Raw genomic sequence first — 16,096 nt, forward strand, 5'->3', positions numbered from 1 at the left:
GGCGTGGCATCAGTGGTTCACCCCGGCGAGGGTGAGCAGGAAGGCATACTCCTGGGCCGCGCGCAGCTGCGCCGTACGGGGGTTGGCGAGGTGGCCGCCATCGAGCTCGGTCCTGAGCAGATAAGGGCCCTTGCCTGTGCTGTGGGCCCGCAGGCGGGCTATCCACTTGAGCGGCTCCCAGTAGGGGACCTGACTGTCATGGAGCCCTGCCGTCACATAAAGTGGCGGGTAGGGGGCAGCGTGCAGATTGTCATAGGGGCTGAGTCGGCGCATGGCAGCATAATCGGCGGCGTTCGCCGGGTTGCCCCACTCCGCATACTCCTGGCGGGTGAGCGGCAGCTCGGGATCCATCATGGTGCCGAGCATGTCGACGAAGGGCACCTGCAGCACGGCGCCGGCGAAACGGGTCGGCGCCTGATTGAGGGCCGCCGCCACCAGCAGACCGCCAGCGCTGCCGCCCATGGCAAACAACCGGGCGGGATCGATGGCGGGATCCCGGGCGAGGCTGTCTGCCACCGCCAGGAAGTCGTCCACGCTGTGCTGCTTCTGCTGGCCACGGCCATCCAGATACCAGGCCTCCCCCAGCATGCCGCCGCCGCGCACATGGGCGATGGCGTAGACGAAGCCGCGATCCAGCAGGCTCAGCACCTGGGACTGGTAGTAGGGGCGCATGGGGGTGCCGTAGGCACCATAGCCATAGAGCAGCAGCGCCTTGGGTTGGCTGATGTCCTTGCGCCAGACCAGGGAGACCGGCACCCTGACCCCATCCTTGCTCTGCACCCAGCGCCGCTCACTCTGATAGGGAGAGGCCTGGGTCGGCTTGTCGCCAGTCAGCCAGGCGCCCGAGTCCAGATCCAGCCAGCGCTGGTGCGGGGCCTCGGCCATGCCCTGACGGCGAATGAGGACCCGCTCGCTCGCAGGATCCTGGGCGCCCTGGATCCAGGCCGTGCCGGCTCCTTCGGTGAGCGGCAGGCTGTGGGTCAGCTTGCCGTCGGCGTCCAGCACGTCGAGCCAGTCGTCCCCGTCTTTGCGGTATTGCAGCACGGTATGGGCGGCAAACAGGCGCCACTTCTCGAGGCTGCGATCCTGCCCGGACCAGAGCGGTCGCCAGGGTTTGCTACCTACCTCGGCCAGGCTGGCTGCCTGGTAGAGGCCGAGCTCCCCATCCCGATTGCTCTTGATGAGCACCCGCTCGGCCAGGGTGTCCAGGTAGTATTCGACCCCGGGCTGGCGCGCCTTGACAAGGGCCGCCTTGCCGCCGTCCAGCAGGTATTGTTCCGAGCTGTCGTGGTTGTTGCTCTGCAGGATCAGGTGGCGCTTGTCCGTGGTGCGATAGAGACTGAGTAGCCAGGCGGCGTCCGCCTCTTGATGCACCATGGTTTCTTTGCCGTCTCGCCAGGCCCAGAGTTGCCAGGGGCGCAGGGTGTTGCGCTCGTTGGCGACCGTGTAGAGGGTCTTGCCATCCAGGCTCCAGAGCAGATCGCTGGTTCTGTGGGGCAGGGTGGCCAGGGTCTCGCCGCTTGCCAAGTCCAGCAAGGTGATGCGGTAGTCTCTATCGCCTCGGCTGTCTTCGGCCAGGGCCAGCCAGCGCCCGTTCGGGTGCAGGGACCAGGCGGCGAGCTCGTAGTAGCCGTCGGCTGGCTGACGCGGTGCCAGCCGTTGGCGGGGCTCCGCCTGCTCATCGTTGCGTTGCCACAGGCTGCCATCGGCACTCATGCGCCACTGGCTGCCGGCCTGGCTCAGCCACTCGACGGGCATGGGCTCGCCCCGCTCCCGGTGCTGCCACTCGGTTTGCAGCTTGGCTGCGAGAGGCTTCTGGCCAGCGAGCTGTTGCTCGGTCCAGCGGTTCTGCTCGCGCAGCAGCGTCAGCAACTCGTGAGAGTTGCGGCTGTCATCGCGCCAGCCGCCATAGGCGTCGAAGCGGGCTATCTCTCCCTTGTGCAGTTGTGGACGCTCGGGGATGAGGGGCGCCGCGGCTTGGGTCACTTCATGGACAGAGGCGGGCGCCGGGGTGGCCAGCAGGCTGGCCAGGATCAAAAGAGCGTGCATCAGATCCCCACGAAGGTGTAGCGCAGGCTGGCACTCAGGGTGCGACCGCTTTGGGTGAAGAGGGAGGCATCGGTACCGGCTTCCAGCCCGGCCACATCCTGATAGCGGGTGTAGCGGGTGTCGAACAGGTTATCGAGCTTGAGGTTGACCTTGAGGGCATCGGTGACCAGCCAGTCGGCGGTCATACCTAAGCTGAACCAGCCGGCGCTCTTGAGGCAGTCGTCCTGGCTGCTGGTCAGGCTGTTGCCACAGGTGGGCACCCGGTTCATGGCGGCGGCGTAATCCGCCTGCAGCCCCAGGCTCCAGTCGTTGGCCTGATAGCTCAGGCGGGTGTTGCCCTCCAGCGGGGTGAGGGTACGCAGCGCCTCGCCCTGACTGTCTTGCCCGTCGACCCAGCCGAGCTTGGTGGCGACTTCCCATTCCTGGGTCAGCCAGTAGCTGGCGGCGACTTCCGCTCCCCAGGTTTCGGCCTTGGCCACGTTGCGGTACTGGCGCAGTATGACCCCGTCGCGCAGGCGCAACCCCACCTCACGCCAATCGATGAAGTTGTAGTAGCGGTTGTAGAACAGGGCCGGTTTGATGCTCCAGTTCTGTCCCTCACCACTCAATCCCCACTCGAAACTGTGGCTGGTCTCCTCCTGCAGCTCGGTGTTGGCGATGATCTCGAACGGCGGCAGGGCGAAGTAGTGGGGTATGTTGCCGTACACCTTGTCATAGGAGGGGGCGCGGAAGCCGTTGGCGTAGCTCAGCCAACTGCGCCACTCCTCGTTGAAGCGATAGCTGGTGGCCAGGCTCGGGGAGATGTGCCAGCTGTGGTTCTCGCCGTTGCTGCCATCGAGCGGCTGCAGCCATTGGTGATCCATGCGCAGGGTGGGGGTGAATTGCCACTGGCCCAGGGTTGCCACGTCGCTCAGCCAGACGCCGGCCCTGTCGGTGCGGGCCCGGCTGAAGGGGGCAGACTGCTGGGGTTGCGGCACGCCGGCCTCCAGGCTCAGCTTCTCCACCGGTCGCTCGTGGTTGGTGCGCTCCAGCTCCAGGCCGTAGCTCAGCTTGTGGGCGATGTCACCCGTGGTCAGATCACGGCGCACATCCAGCTCGGTGCCGACCCTGTCTTCGGTGAAGGTGGCGAGCTCGCGCTCGCTGCGATAGCGGGGATAGCCGCTCAGCAGATCGTTTTGCAGCAGGCTGCGCTTGTTGGCGGTGTTTTTGGCGTGATTGCCGTAGGCACTCCAGGTGAAGCTGTCGGCCAGCAGGGTATCGAGGCTGCGGGCCTCCCAGCTCAGCTTGCCGCCCTGGGTCTTCTGGGAGGCGTCTTCGCGGTACTGGCGCACCTGCCACTTGCCGTCGGGCTGGGGCACCTCGCGGGGTCCCTGATCCCGCTGGGCGTTGTCCTCGAAGTAATCGAGCTCGAGGCGCAGCAGGTGGTGATCGCTCAGATCGAAGCGGGAGCTGGTGGAGGCGCTCAGGCCGTCCAGATCCGCCGGGATGCGACTCTCGTCATAGTTGGCGGTCTCGTGCCCCTGCCAGCCGGAGAGGCGCAGCAGGTGCTCGGTATCCCATACCCGGGCGGCGCCGGTGGCGCTCAGCTTCTGCTTGTCGCTGCTGCCATCCTGCAACACCTTGCTGCTCAGATAGGCATCCTGACCCTGCAGGTAGTCTTCCGGTTGCTTGGTGCTGATGACGATGGTGCCGCCGATGGCATCGGAGCCATGGAGGGAGGAGCCGGCGCCCTTGGCGACTTCGATCTGCTTGACGTCGTCCAGGTCGAAGCTGAAGCGGCCCACCTTGTCGTTGAGGTCGTCAGCGCCGAAGCCGTCGCTGACCCGAACCCCGTCCTTGATGATCAACACCCGGTTGCCGCCCATGCCGCGAATGATGATGTTCTGCGGCCGGCCGGCGGAGCCGGTCACCGAGACGCCGGGCTCATTCTTGAACACGTCGGTGAGTTCGGTGGCGACCTGGCGATCCAGATCCTCCTCGGTGATGACGGTGATGGAGCCCGACACGTCGGACAATTTCTGCTCTATGCGCTGGCCCTTGACCACTATGGTCTCGCGCGCCTTGAGCTCGGGGTTCATCTCGGTTGAGTCGATCCTGGCCGGATCGCTGGCGGCCAAGGCTGTACCGGACAGCAGCATGGGCCAGTAGTGCAGTAGTCTTTTCATTGTTGATAATGATTATTATTTAAGCCTGAAGGGCGCGGATTATTACAGATGAATCCTTTTGGTTCAATGACTGATAATCATTATCATTTTGTTTTTATGATCTTGATCAGACTGACTTTTTTGACTTATACATCATTAGTGGAAGGGATACGTTTGCGGATATGGGGGATAAAACAGGGCAACATGGAGACGATGACAGGGGGCCTTTTCAGTCCCTAAGCGAGTCTTTAGGCAATAAAAAGCCCGCCAAGGCGGCGGGCTTTAAGGGACGGGGTCAAGCCCGTTATGGGGCGCGATAGAAGCGGTTGAGCTCGTTCATCACCTGGATCATGGCGCCCATGTCCGGGGTGCCGTGCTTGATGGGGCGATAGGTGTTGCGATCCAGCAGCTCGAAGTCACCCTGCTTGTTGAAGTGGGTGATGGTGTTGCCCTGATAGATGGCGAAATCGTTCTGATCCCCCGCCAGCAACCAGCCACGGGGGCTGTCGTCAAACAGGCTGCGACCTATGCTGTAGTCGCGCACCGGATTGCGTACCCCCAGCATGCCCTTCATCAGGGTTGGCACCAGATCCAGGTGGCTGCTGGCCTGCGGCTGCGGCTTGTTCTCGGCACCGGGCCAGGCGAGCACCAGCGGCACCTGCACCTGATAGGGGGAGTAGTTGCTGCCATAGCCCCAGCTGTTGCTCTGAGTCTCATTGAACTCCTGGCCGTGATTGGAGGTGATGACGACGATGGTCTGTTCGCTCAATCCCTGTTGCTGCAACCGGGTCAGCATCTGTTCCAGCAGCTGATCGGTGTAGAACACCGTGTTCTTGTAGCGATTCTCCAGCTTCTGCAGGTTCTCTGGCTTATAGGCGGTGGCCGGGTTGAAGCGGGTCAGTTCCGGCTGGAAGGGGCCTTTCACATCGGCAGGCACCTGATAATCCCCCGGGCTGGACAGGTAGACCAGGGAGAACCAGGGTCTGTCCGCCGAACGTTTGGCGAGCCACTGCTGCCAGTCACCGATGAGACGGGTGTCGTCGGTCTGCTCGGAGACGAACACCTGCTTGCGCAGGCCGGCGAGCAGGCTCTGCTGATATTGCTGGGCGTCTTCCAGCGCCCCGAACAGGCCGAACTGGTAGTCCTGGCGCAGCATCTCGTCGAACAGCACCGGCGGGCGCTTGTCGGTGCGGATGTCGCCGTAATAGTGGCCTGGCAGCCCGTAGAAGAGGCTGAACATCCCCATCACATCGTCATTGCCGCCACTCATGTGGTTCTGGAAATTAAGGTGCTGATCCGCGTAACGCTGCAGATTGGGCATGTTGATGTTGTTGAGCATGTCGGCCCGCAGGGAGTCGACCACCACCACCAGCAGGTTCTTGTGTTCAGCGGGCGCGCTCACGTTCAGCGGGCGCAGCGGATAGATCAACCGGTTCTCGGCGCTGCCCTGATCCTCGGCCCGCTTCTCATACTGCTCCAGATCCAGCCAGCCATGCTTGGCCAGGAAGCTCCTGGCGGTCATGGGGTAGGAGAGCGGGAAGTTGGCGCGCTGCATGGTGATGGGCTGATACAGGGTTGCATCGGCCCAGCTGTTGACCAGATGGGTCAGTATGAAGCAGACCAGCAGGGCCAGCCCGACCTGGTTGCCGTACTGGCGCCGTTTGCGTTTGTTGATCTTGCGCCACACATAGGCCGACAGCAGCAACTGCAGCAGGAAGATGGTCGGCACTGCCACGAAGATGATGCTCCAGATCGAGCCCTCTTCGGTCTGGGCCTGATCCAGCAGCAGTTGCCACACCTGACCATTCAAGTGGAACTTGAACAGCTGGAAGACCTGGGTGTCGATGAGCAGCAGCACCTGTGCCAGGGTGGCGATGATGGCCGAGATGAAGCGCAGTGACCTTTCCCTTGGCAGCACGAAGCTCAGGGGGAAGACGGTCAGCAGGTAGGTGACGAAGCTCAGGAACGAGAAATGGCCTATCCAGCTGATGATGAGATAGGTAATGCCGAGCGTGGTCGATGGCCAGCTGATGGAACCCAGATAGCGGGTCGCGATCAGCATGGCCAGAATGATGTTGAAGAAGGAGAACCAATGCCCCCAGGTGATCAGGCGAGAAACATTATCACGATAGGGGTTGCCGGTTTCGACCATAGTGATCCATCTGCTTGAAAAACATCAAAGAATACGAAGAAACTCAGTGAGCATCGTGGCGATGATCCACCGAGGCGGTGAGCGCCTGGATGTACTTCTCGGTGATCGCCTGACGCTGGGCCGGGGCCATACCGTTGATGATATTGGTGGTCAGATTACCAAGCACCATCAGGCTGAGATCCACCGGCGCCTTGTGTTTCTCAAGGGCGGTGATCAGATCGTTCATCAGGGCGTCAAACTGCTCGTTATTGTACTTTGATACGATGGGCATAATCTTGGGTTCATCTCGGTTCAAAGCGCCTTATAATACTTCACCCTTTCGGCTAACACTATGGCTTTGTGACATGAGTCTCGATATCGACAAGATCATTCTTCACTCCCTGCGGCCTGGCCACGATGGTCAACCCCACGCCGACACTCGTAGCCAGACTCTGCCCGCAGACGAGGCGGTACAAGGGTTGATGGCGGAGCTGCATCGCATCTATAACGGCAAGGGCGGCAAGGGGTTTGGTTTCTTTGCTGACCCCGAGGCGGCCGTCGCCGAGCTCACCGACGGCGAGGAGGCTCCGAAGCAGCCTTCCCCGGCCTTTCGCATCGCCCTCGAGCAACTGCTTGGCGAACAGACCGACTTCGTTCCCTTCTCGGTGGCCATGACCCAGTTGCTGGTGAAAAATCTGGTGGATCACGCCCTGGATGAGCAGGGTGTGCTGCTATTTGCCAAATACAACTATGTCGGCGTGGATTATCTGATGCTCGCCCTGCTGGAAGGCAAGGAGAGTGTCACCGTCAGCGAGGCGCTGGAATTGCGTCATATCCAGTATCTGGATATCGGCAAACTCAATCTGGTGGCGCGCATCGACCTGACCGAATGGAAAACCCAGCCGGATTCACGCCGTTATATCACCTTCAGCAAGGGGCGAGTCGGCCGCAAGCTGGGGGATTTCTTCATGGACTTGCTGGGTGCTCGCGAGGGCATGGATGCCAAGGTGCAGAATAAGGGGCTGCTGCAGGCGGTGGACGATTATTGCGACAGCCGTCAGCTCGAGCCCGCCGAACGCAATGACTACAAGAAACAGGTCTTCAAATATTGCACCGAGCAGGCCAGTGCCGGTGAGGAAATTGAAATCAAGGAGCTGTCGGCAGAATTGCCGGGGGAGGGCGACCTCGATTTCTACAGCTTCATCGGCCAGGAGTACGAGCTCGAGGACCGCTTCCCGGCGGACAGATCCACCCTGCGTGGCCTGACCAAGTTCGTCGGCTCCGGCGGTGGCCTGACCCTGAGCTTCGAGCAGAAGTTATTGAACAGCCGTGTATTTTATGACCCGCAGACCGATACCCTGACCATCAGGGGCGTGCCGCCGAACCTCAAGGATCAGCTGCTGCGCCAGTCATAATGTGATCCAGTCATCACTTTTAGCAAAAAGACACCGGGGCTCGCTCCGGTGTCTTTTTATTTAAGGGGTTGGCGCACGTCGAAATTGACTCGGTACTTTGTTAACACATTAAACAAAATAATGGGTGTGAAAGGGTTTTCAATGGGGTGAAAGCCCTTTCATTGGTGTAATTTTATTTCTATTCGGTAATTATTTTTCTGTGTGCAGACAAAAATATGGCGATAAACCCCGATAAGTCGCTGAAATAAGAAAATGTTTTCAGAACTTTCTGGAAGAAAATACGTAATTGCATTTCAAAAATGCGAGGCATGTCATGTGAGGCATTGGCGGCTTGGGATAATATTCATCTCGCACACAATGCTCTTACAGCGCGGAACTCATACAAGGAAAGGCTCATGAAAAAGAAATTGCTGTCATCCCTGATCGGTCTGGCTACCCTGGGTGTGGCTTGTTCAGCCACCGCCGCCATTGACGAAGGTCAGCTGACCATCTGGATCAACGGTGACAAGGGCTACAACGGCCTGGCCGAAGTAGGCAAGAAATTTGAAGCCGAGACCGGCATCAAGGTGACCGTCGCTCACCCGGATCAGGTTGAAGTGAAATTCCAGCAAGCCGCTGCTACCGGCAATGGTCCGGACATCTTCCTCTGGGCTCACGACCGTTACGGTGAGTGGGTCAAGGCCGGTCTGCTGGTGCCGGTCGCTCCGAACGCCGCCACCAAGGCCAAGTTTGAGCAGTTCGCCTGGGATGCCATGACCGTCGATGGCAAGACCTACGGTTACCCGGTTGCGGTGGAAGCCGTGAGCCTGATTTACAACAAGGATCTGCTGCCGAACCCGCCGAAGACCTTCGAAGAGATCGCCAAGATCGACGAAGATCTGAAGAAAAATGGCAAGCGCGCCATCATGTGGGCCTATGACACCCCTTACTTCAGCTACCCGCTGGTGGCCGCCAACGGCGGTTATGCCTTCAAGAAGACCGCTACCGGTTATGACGTGAAAGACACCGGCGTGAACAACGCAGGTGCCAAGGCCGGCGTCGGCTACATCTCCGAGATGATCAAGTCCGGTCACCTGGAGAAGGGCATCGACTACGGTGTCATGGATGCCAAGTTCAACAAGGGCGAAGTGGCCATGATGATCAACGGTCCCTGGGCCTGGAGCAACCTGGACAAGAGCGGCATCAAGTACGGCGTAGCGCCGCTGCCGACCCTGAATGGCAAGCCGGCCAAGGCCTTCGTTGGCGTGCTGGGCGCGACCATCAACGCCGCCAGCCCGAACAAGGATCTGGCTGTCGAGTTCCTCGAGAACTACCTGCTGACCGATGCTGGCCTGGCGCCGGTGAATGCCGACAAACCGCTGGGCGCCGTGGCGTTGAAATCCTTCCAGAAGACCCTGGAATCCGACGCCAACATCAAGGCCACCATGCAGAACGCCCAGAATGGCGAGCCGATGCCGTCCGTGCCTGAGATGAGCCGTTTCTGGTCCTCCTTCGAAACAGCCCTCAAGAACGTCACCTCCGGCCGTCAGAGCGTTGACGAAGCCCTGGATACCGCTGCCAAGCGTATCGTTCAGTAAGCATGCACCAGGGAGGCCTTCGGGCCTCCCACTCTCTCCAATCTCTCTTGGCGTAATAAAGGTTAATTGGCATGGAAGTAGTACCTTCTATCGAATCCTATGCCGGTCCGAAGGATAAGCACACCTGGCTTAAGTGGACCCTCGCTGCCCTGGTCGCCATTCTCAACGGCTATGCTGCCGTGATGATGTATGCCAGCGGTGAGTGGGTGTTCGCCCTGCTCGATCTGGTGGTGGTCTCCGTCGGTCTGTATGTCTTCATGAACAAGAAGACCTATGCCCACCGCTATATTTTCCCCGGTGTGGCTGGCATGGTGGTGTTCATCATCTTCCCTCTTGCCTACACGATCGGCATCGCCTTCACCAACTACTCGGGTGCCAACCTGCTCTCCCTCGAGCAGGCGCGGGAATTCCATCTTAAAAAGATCTACAAGGTGGCGGGCGGTGAATTCGATTTCACCCTGCTTGGCGGCGAGAACAATCAGTTCCAGCTGTTGCTGCAACAGGATGACCAGTCCTTCATCAGCCAGCCCCTTAGTCTGCTGAACAACAAGGCGCATGCCCTGGCCGTCCGTGAGGGCAAGGTCCGTGACGAGGCGCAGGTTGTCCAGTTGCAACCCCTGAACGGGGCATCCATCGGCCAGGCGGCCCCCATTCGCGCCATCGTCGATCATCGCACTCATCTCACTGCGCTGGATCTGGTGCTGCCGGAAGGCAACATCCACCTGACCATGAGCAGCCTGCGCAAGTTTGCGGCGCAAAAACCTCTCTACACCCAGCTGGCGGATGGCGCCGTGCTGCCGTCCGGCGTGGTGATCAAGGACAGCAACCTGCTGCGCGACAACCAGAGCGGCGAGCTGATGCTGCCCAACGGTGACACCGGCTTCTACCAGTACATCGATGCCAATGGCGAGTTCGTCGGCAAGGGCATGGCCCCCGGTTTCGTGGTGAGCGTGGGCTGGAAGAACTTCGTCCGCATCATGACAGACCCGGGTATCCAGGGTCCCTTCATGCAGATCTTCGTCTGGACCGTGATCTTCTCCGCCTGCTCGGTGTTCTTCACCCTGGCCATCGGCACCGTGATGGCCTGTCTGGTGCAGTGGGATCAGGTCAGGGGGCGCGGTTTCTACCGGGTCATGCTGATCCTGCCCTATGCCATACCAGCGTTTATCTCCATCCTGGTGTTCAAGGGCTTGTTCAACCAGAACTTCGGTGAGATCAACCTGTTCCTGGAAGCGGCGTTCGGCATCAAGCCGGACTGGTACACCACCCCCTTCCTGGCCAAGGTGATGATCCTCATCGTCAACACCTGGCTCGGCTACCCCTACATGATGATCCTCTGCATGGGGCTGCTCAAGGCGATCCCGGAGGACCTCTACGAGGCGTCGGCCATGGACGGTGCGGGTCCGGTACAGAACTTCTTCAAGATCACGGTACCGCTGTTGATGAAGCCGCTCACGCCGCTGCTGATCGCATCCTTTGCGTTCAACTTCAACAACTTCGTACTCATCCAGTTGTTGACCAACGGGGCACCGGACATCATAGGGGCCAGTACCCCGGCCGGGACCACGGATCTGCTGGTGAACTATACCTACCGGATCGCGTTCCAGGGCTCGGGTGGTCAGGACTACGGTCTGGCCAGTGCCATCGCCACCGCCATCTTCCTGATCGTCGGCGCGCTCGCACTGCTCAACCTGAAATTGTCCAAAGCCGACAAGCAACAGTAAGGAGGCTTCTCAATGGCAATCGTACAACCCAAGTCAGTCAAATACCGGGTGTGGGCAACCCACCTGGTCATGTGGGGCTTCCTCGCACTGATCATCTTCCCGGTGATCATGGTCATCGCCATCTCGTTTCGTAACGGCAACTTCTCGGTGGGGGAGATCATCCCCTCCGATCCGACCCTGGATCACTGGAAGCTGGCCCTTGGCATGTCCATCACCAACGCCGATGGCAGCATCACGCCGCCACCCTTCCCGGTGCTGACCTGGCTGTGGAACTCCATCAAGATCGCCGGCATCACCGCCGTGATGATAGTGGCGCTGTCGACCACCTGTGCCTATGCGTTTGCCCGCCTGCGGTTCCGTGGCAAGCAGACCATTCTGCAGGGGATGCTGATCTTCCAGATGTTCCCGGCGGTGCTGGCCCTGGTGGCCATCTATGCGCTGTTCAACAAGATTGGTGACTACATCCCCTGGCTGGGTCTCAACACCCACGGCGGCCTGATCCTGGCCTACATGGGCGGCATAGCGCTGCACGTCTGGACCATCAAGGGCTACTTCGAGACCATCGACTCCTCCCTGGAGGAGGCGGCGGCCATCGACGGCGCCACCCCGTGGCAGGCTTTCCGCCTGATCCTGCTGCCCCTGTCGGTGCCCATCCTGGCGGTGGTGTTCATCCTGGCCTTCATCGGCACCATCACCGAGGTGCCCGTGGCCTCCATCCTGCTGCAGGATGTGAACAACCTGACCCTGGCGGTCGGTGCCCAGCAATACCTCTATCCGCAGAACTATCTGTGGGGTGACTTCGCGGCCGCCGCCGTGCTGTCGGGTCTGCCCATCACAGTGGTGTTCCTGCTCGCCCAGCGCTGGCTGGTCGGCGGTCTCACCGCCGGTGGCGTCAAAGGTTAAGGTTTGTGGCCGGGGGAGTGCGCTCCCCCCGCCATCACGATTTGCAAAGATTCAAGAGCGGAGCTCGTCATGGCTGAAGTAGTACTCAACAACGTTCGCAAGAACTACGATCCGGCGGTCCACAAGGACACGCTGCGCAACATCAACCTGGCCATCAAGGAAGGGGAGTTCATCGTCTTCGTCGGCCCGTCCGGTTGTGGCAAGTCCACCCTGCTGCGGATGATCGCGGGCCTGGAGGACATCACCAGCGGTGAGCTGACCATAGGCGGCCGCTACATGAACGACGTGCCACCGGTGGAGCGCAACGTCGGCATGGTGTTCCAGTCCTACGCCCTCTACCCGCACATGAACATCTACGAGAACATGGCCTTCGGCCTCAAGCTCAAGAAGATGGACAAGGAGAACATCCACAAGCGGGTGATGCGCGCCGCCGAGATCCTGGGGCTGGAGCCGCTGCTGGACAGAAAGCCCAAGGCGCTCTCCGGTGGCCAGCGCCAGCGGGTGGCCATAGGTCGCTCCATCGTGCAGCAGCCGCAGGTGTTCCTGTTCGACGAACCCTTGTCGAACCTGGATGCCGCGCTGCGGGTCAAGATGCGCATCGAGATCGCCAAGCTGCACAAGGAGCTCAACTCCACCATTATCTACGTGACCCACGATCAGGTGGAGGCCATGACCCTGGCCAACCGCATCGTGGTGCTGAGCCCGCTCAAGGGCGAGGCCGAGACCAACCTGGAGCAGTTCGGTACGCCACTCGATCTCTACCACAACCCGGACAACAAGTTCGTGGCGGGCTTCATCGGCTCTCCCAAGATGAACTTCCTGGCGGGCGAGCTGCAGGAGATAGGCGAGCAGGAGTGTGTGGTTCGGCTGACCTCAGGTGACACCGTGCGTGCCCGGATCGATGCCCGCAGCGGCGCGGTCGGTGACAAGGTCGAGCTGGGGGTGCGCCCCGAGCATCTGGTGACTCTGGATCACCCCCATGCCCATAGCAAGGTGACCGGCATAGTGCAGGTGGCCGAGCATCTGGGGGCCGAGTCCTTCGTCTACATGGATGTGAATGGTCACGACTTCACCGTCAAGGCCCATTCCGATATCGATGTGGTCACCGGCGAGCAGTACAGCGTCGGCATTCCGGCCGAGGCCTGCTACCTGTTCGATGCCAAGGAGCAAGCCTTCCCGCGCACGGCCAAATATATCCGCGCCTGAGAGCGTTCAGGTTTTCCTTGTATTCAATGCCTTTTTGCCGGTCGTCAGACCGGCTTTTTATTGCCTGCCGTTTGGGATCTGTCCGGCAGGCATAGCACCCGAGCTTATGCACAGGCCTCCAGCGCGGCCGTGATGTCGGGTACGAAGGTCTGGCTGGTCAGTGGGGGGCGCTCATAACCTTCGGTCTTGATGGGGGGCAGCTTGATGGGTTCGTAATGGATCGCCTCGTAGGGCACCTTGCCGAGCAGGTGGGCGATGCAGTTGAGGCGGGCGCGGCGCTTGTCGTCGGCATCGACCACGAACCAGGGGCAGTCCTCGGTATCCGTGTAGGTGAACATGTCATCCTTGGCGCGGGAGTACTCCACCCAGCGAGAGCGGGACTGCAAGTCCATGGGGCTGAACTTCCAGCGCTTGATGGGAGTGTTGATGCGCTCCTTGAAGCGTTTCTCCTGCTCCTCGTCCGACACCGAGAACCAGTACTTGATGAGGGTGATGCCGGAGCGAGTCAGCATCCGCTCGAACTCGGGGCAGGCACGCAGAAACTCGCGGTATTCGGCATCGGTGCAAAAGCCCATCACCCGCTCTACCCCGGCCCGGTTGTACCAGGAGCGATCGAACAGCACCATCTCACCCGCCGAGGGCAGGTGGGCGGCATAGCGCTGGAAGTACCACTGGGTACGCTCCCTGTCAGAAGGGGCGGGCAGGGCGGTGACCCGGCAGACCCGGGGGTTAAGGGGTTCGGTGATGGTTTTGATGACGCCGCCCTTGCCGGCGGCATCGCGCCCCTCGAACAACACCACCACTTTCAGTCCCTCCTGCTTGACCCACTCCTGCAGCTTGACCAGCTCCTCTTGCAGCTGAGCGAGGTGGTGTTCATAGGTTTTTTTGTCCAGGCGCGGGCGTTTCTTGCTCTTTTCCTTCGGCATGCTCTTCTCCTGTTTGAGTCTGATCCAGCTTGCACCAGGGAGGCGTCACTGCCAATAGGGACGTGCTACACTGCCGCCCCCTTTGCGGCAACAGGAGCAAACATGAAAAAAGTGATGGAGATAGCGGGTCGTCAACTGGCCTACCTGGACGAGGGTCAGGGCCCGGTCCTGCTGTTTGGCCACAGCTATCTGTGGGACAGCGCCATGTGGGCGCCGCAGGTTGCCGCGCTCGAGGGGCAATATCGCTGCATCGTGCCCGAGCTGTGGGGCCACGGTGATTCCGATGTCTTGCCCGCAGGCCCCTGCACCCTGGGAACCCTGGCCCGGGATCATCTCGCCCTGCTCGATGCCCTCGGCGTCGACGACTTCGTGCTGGTGGGCCTCTCCATCGGCGGCATGTGGGGTGTCGAGTTGGCAAGAGCCGCCCCTGCTCGCCTCAAGGGACTGGTGCTGATGGACAGCTTCGTCGGTTGGGAGCCCCAGATCCCCTGCGAGCGCTATCTCGCCATGCTCGGCGCCATCGAGCAACTTGGCAGCATCCCCGAGCCCATCGTGGAGCAGGTGGCGCCGCTGTTCTTTGCCCATCAACCGGATGCGGCGCTGATGGCTGGCTTCAAGGCTCGGCTTGCCAGCTGGCCAGCGGACAAGGTGGCGAGCCTGGTGGCGGTGGGGCGCAGCTTCGTGACCCGGGACGACAGAATGGAGTGGCTCGAGGAGATCACGGTACCGAGCCTGGTGATGACCGGCTGCGAGGACAAGGCGCGCCCGGTGCTGGAGGGTTATCTGATGGCCGAGACGCTGGCTTGTCCCTTCAAGGAGATCCCGGCTGCGGGCCATATCTCGACTCTGGAGAACCCGGCGTTCGTCAACCAGGTGCTGGCCGAGTTTTTGGCCGGACTATAGTGCTCGCCGTCAATCGATGAAAAAGAAGGGAGCCTCGGGCTCCCTTCTTGCTGTTGGCGTTTTCTTGCTACCGGGCGCTCCGGTTACCAGATATAACCGATCCCGAAGCCGGCGTAGAGCTCGCCATCGTGCTGGACGATGGGGCTGTTGGCGATGTCGTTGTCATACAGCTCGTAGTTGGCGGCAAACATGCCGATCCAGTGGGGGCTGAAGCGGTAGCTGGTGATGAGGGCGACCATGGGGGAGAGGGTGGTGCCGGTGTCCCATTCGGGGCGCTGGGCCATGGCCTCGCTGCCGGAGACGCCGCCGAAGTAGTAGTTCGCCATCTTGTCGCTGCGGATCATCACCCCCATGCCGGGCATGATGAGCAGCTTGTCGCGAATGATGGGGAAGTCGGCCCACAGCAGCAGCTCCTGGCCGTTGCTGGTCCCTGTCACGTCCGTGCTGAGGCGGGTGCTGAGCAGGGCGTAGGGGGTGATCAGGCTGGCGCCTACGCCCCCTTCCAGCTCCCACTCGCGCTCTTCCATCCCCGCGAGCTCGGGGGCATCGTCGGGATCCAGGTTGCCGAAGCGCAGCCGGCCATAGCCGTAAGCGGCAAAGTTGTCGTCCTTGTGGAAGTAGTAGCGGGCCCTGTCCCCGAGGAACATGAACTGATCGCCGAAGTAGATGGCGCCGGGCACGGCCAGGGCGGTGTTGTCCTGGCCCTGATAGCGTGCATCCCCGCCGATGACGGCGGCGCCCAGCACCAGCCCCTTGGGGACCGGGCTGGTGGGACTGTCCTGCACGAAGATGTCGAGGGAGCCGAGATCGATCTCGGCCCGGACGGCGGGTGCGAGCAGCAGGGTCAACAGGCAGCCGAGAGGCGCATGGCGCAGGGCACGGAGAGGGGGCATGGAAACATCCTTTTAGTCGGGGCCACGGCTGGGGGCACAGGGTAGTGCTGACGATGCTGTCAGTGAAGCCTGTTTTTATTTTAAATTCAAGTCGATAGAAACATTTCGGTCACCCTGACCTCCCGATGCGTCAGGGGGGGCGCTAAGCGGATCTCCTTGTCGTCGCCGTCTGGCCACGCAGACAAAAAAAGAGAGGCTGGCGCCTCTCTTTCGTATCAGGTCATC

At 61.0% G+C, this 16,096-nt stretch carries 12 protein-coding genes; 6 read left to right on the forward strand and 6 right to left on the reverse strand.

The features are described 5' to 3' along the window. Positions 1-9: 9 nt before the first annotated feature. The 4 genes from LG30_RS0117140 to LG30_RS0117155 form a co-directional block, all read right to left on the reverse strand. Positions 10-2,049, reverse strand: coding sequence for a prolyl oligopeptidase family serine peptidase (locus LG30_RS0117140; protein ID WP_033131915.1), 2,040 nt, complete (start codon positions 2,047-2,049; stop codon positions 10-12). Beyond that, on the reverse strand, positions 2,049-4,214 hold the full coding sequence (locus tag LG30_RS0117145) for a TonB-dependent hemoglobin/transferrin/lactoferrin family receptor (protein ID WP_033131916.1): 2,166 nt from the start codon (positions 4,212-4,214) through the stop codon (positions 2,049-2,051). The genes LG30_RS0117140 and LG30_RS0117145 overlap by 1 nt, the downstream gene beginning before the upstream one ends. A 283-nt stretch (positions 4,215-4,497) precedes the next feature. Next, the gene (locus LG30_RS0117150; protein ID WP_033131917.1) at positions 4,498-6,345 is read right to left on the reverse strand and encodes a DUF3413 domain-containing protein; all 1,848 of its coding nucleotides are present in this window, start codon (positions 6,343-6,345) and stop codon (positions 4,498-4,500) included. A 43-nt stretch (positions 6,346-6,388) separates the two neighbouring features. After that, positions 6,389-6,616 (reverse strand): YejL family protein, encoded by a 228-nt coding sequence (locus tag LG30_RS0117155; protein WP_011705556.1) that lies wholly within the window; start codon positions 6,614-6,616, stop codon positions 6,389-6,391. 73 nt (positions 6,617-6,689) lie between these two features. On the opposite strand from LG30_RS0117155, the gene yejK reads away from it, so the two are divergent. The 5 genes from yejK (at position 6,690) to LG30_RS0117180 (ending at position 13,149) form a co-directional block, all read left to right on the forward strand. Then, positions 6,690-7,739, forward strand: coding sequence for a nucleoid-associated protein YejK (yejK, locus tag LG30_RS0117160; protein ID WP_033131918.1), 1,050 nt, complete (start codon positions 6,690-6,692; stop codon positions 7,737-7,739). Between the two features lie 395 nt (positions 7,740-8,134). After that, on the forward strand, positions 8,135-9,316 hold the full coding sequence (malE, locus tag LG30_RS0117165; protein ID WP_033131919.1) for a maltose/maltodextrin ABC transporter substrate-binding protein MalE: 1,182 nt from the start codon (positions 8,135-8,137) through the stop codon (positions 9,314-9,316). 71 nt (positions 9,317-9,387) lie between these two features. Beyond that, positions 9,388-11,040: a maltose ABC transporter permease MalF gene (malF, locus tag LG30_RS0117170; protein ID WP_033131920.1), complete on the forward strand. Its 1,653-nt coding sequence runs from the start codon at positions 9,388-9,390 to the stop codon at positions 11,038-11,040. 12 nt (positions 11,041-11,052) lie between these two features. Then, entirely contained in the window at positions 11,053-11,943 is an 891-nt protein-coding gene (malG, locus tag LG30_RS0117175) for a maltose ABC transporter permease MalG (RefSeq protein WP_033131921.1), read from the forward strand. A 69-nt stretch (positions 11,944-12,012) separates the two neighbouring features. After that, on the forward strand, positions 12,013-13,149 hold the full coding sequence (locus tag LG30_RS0117180) for an ABC transporter ATP-binding protein (protein WP_033131922.1): 1,137 nt from the start codon (positions 12,013-12,015) through the stop codon (positions 13,147-13,149). Between the two features lie 104 nt (positions 13,150-13,253). On the opposite strand, the gene ppk2 is transcribed toward LG30_RS0117180, so the two are convergent. Beyond that, a complete protein-coding gene (gene ppk2, locus LG30_RS0117185) occupies positions 13,254-14,075 on the reverse strand; it encodes a polyphosphate kinase 2 (RefSeq protein ID WP_033131923.1) in 822 nt (273 codons plus the stop codon). Between the two features lie 102 nt (positions 14,076-14,177). Between ppk2 and LG30_RS0117190 the strand changes: the two genes are divergently transcribed. After that, complete coding sequence (locus tag LG30_RS0117190) at positions 14,178-14,978, forward strand: alpha/beta fold hydrolase (protein WP_033131924.1); 801 nt, start codon at positions 14,178-14,180, stop codon at positions 14,976-14,978. A gap of 83 nt (positions 14,979-15,061) precedes the next feature. Here LG30_RS0117190 and LG30_RS0117195 read toward each other — a convergent pair whose 3' ends face one another. Then, positions 15,062-15,871, reverse strand: a complete 810-nt coding sequence (locus tag LG30_RS0117195) for a MipA/OmpV family protein (RefSeq protein WP_033131925.1) — start codon at positions 15,869-15,871, stop codon at positions 15,062-15,064. Positions 15,872-16,096: the final 225 nt, after the last annotated feature.

Origin of the sequence: Aeromonas aquatica, assembly GCF_000764655.1 — a bacterium.
Lineage (GTDB): Bacteria > Pseudomonadota > Gammaproteobacteria > Enterobacterales > Aeromonadaceae > Aeromonas > Aeromonas aquatica.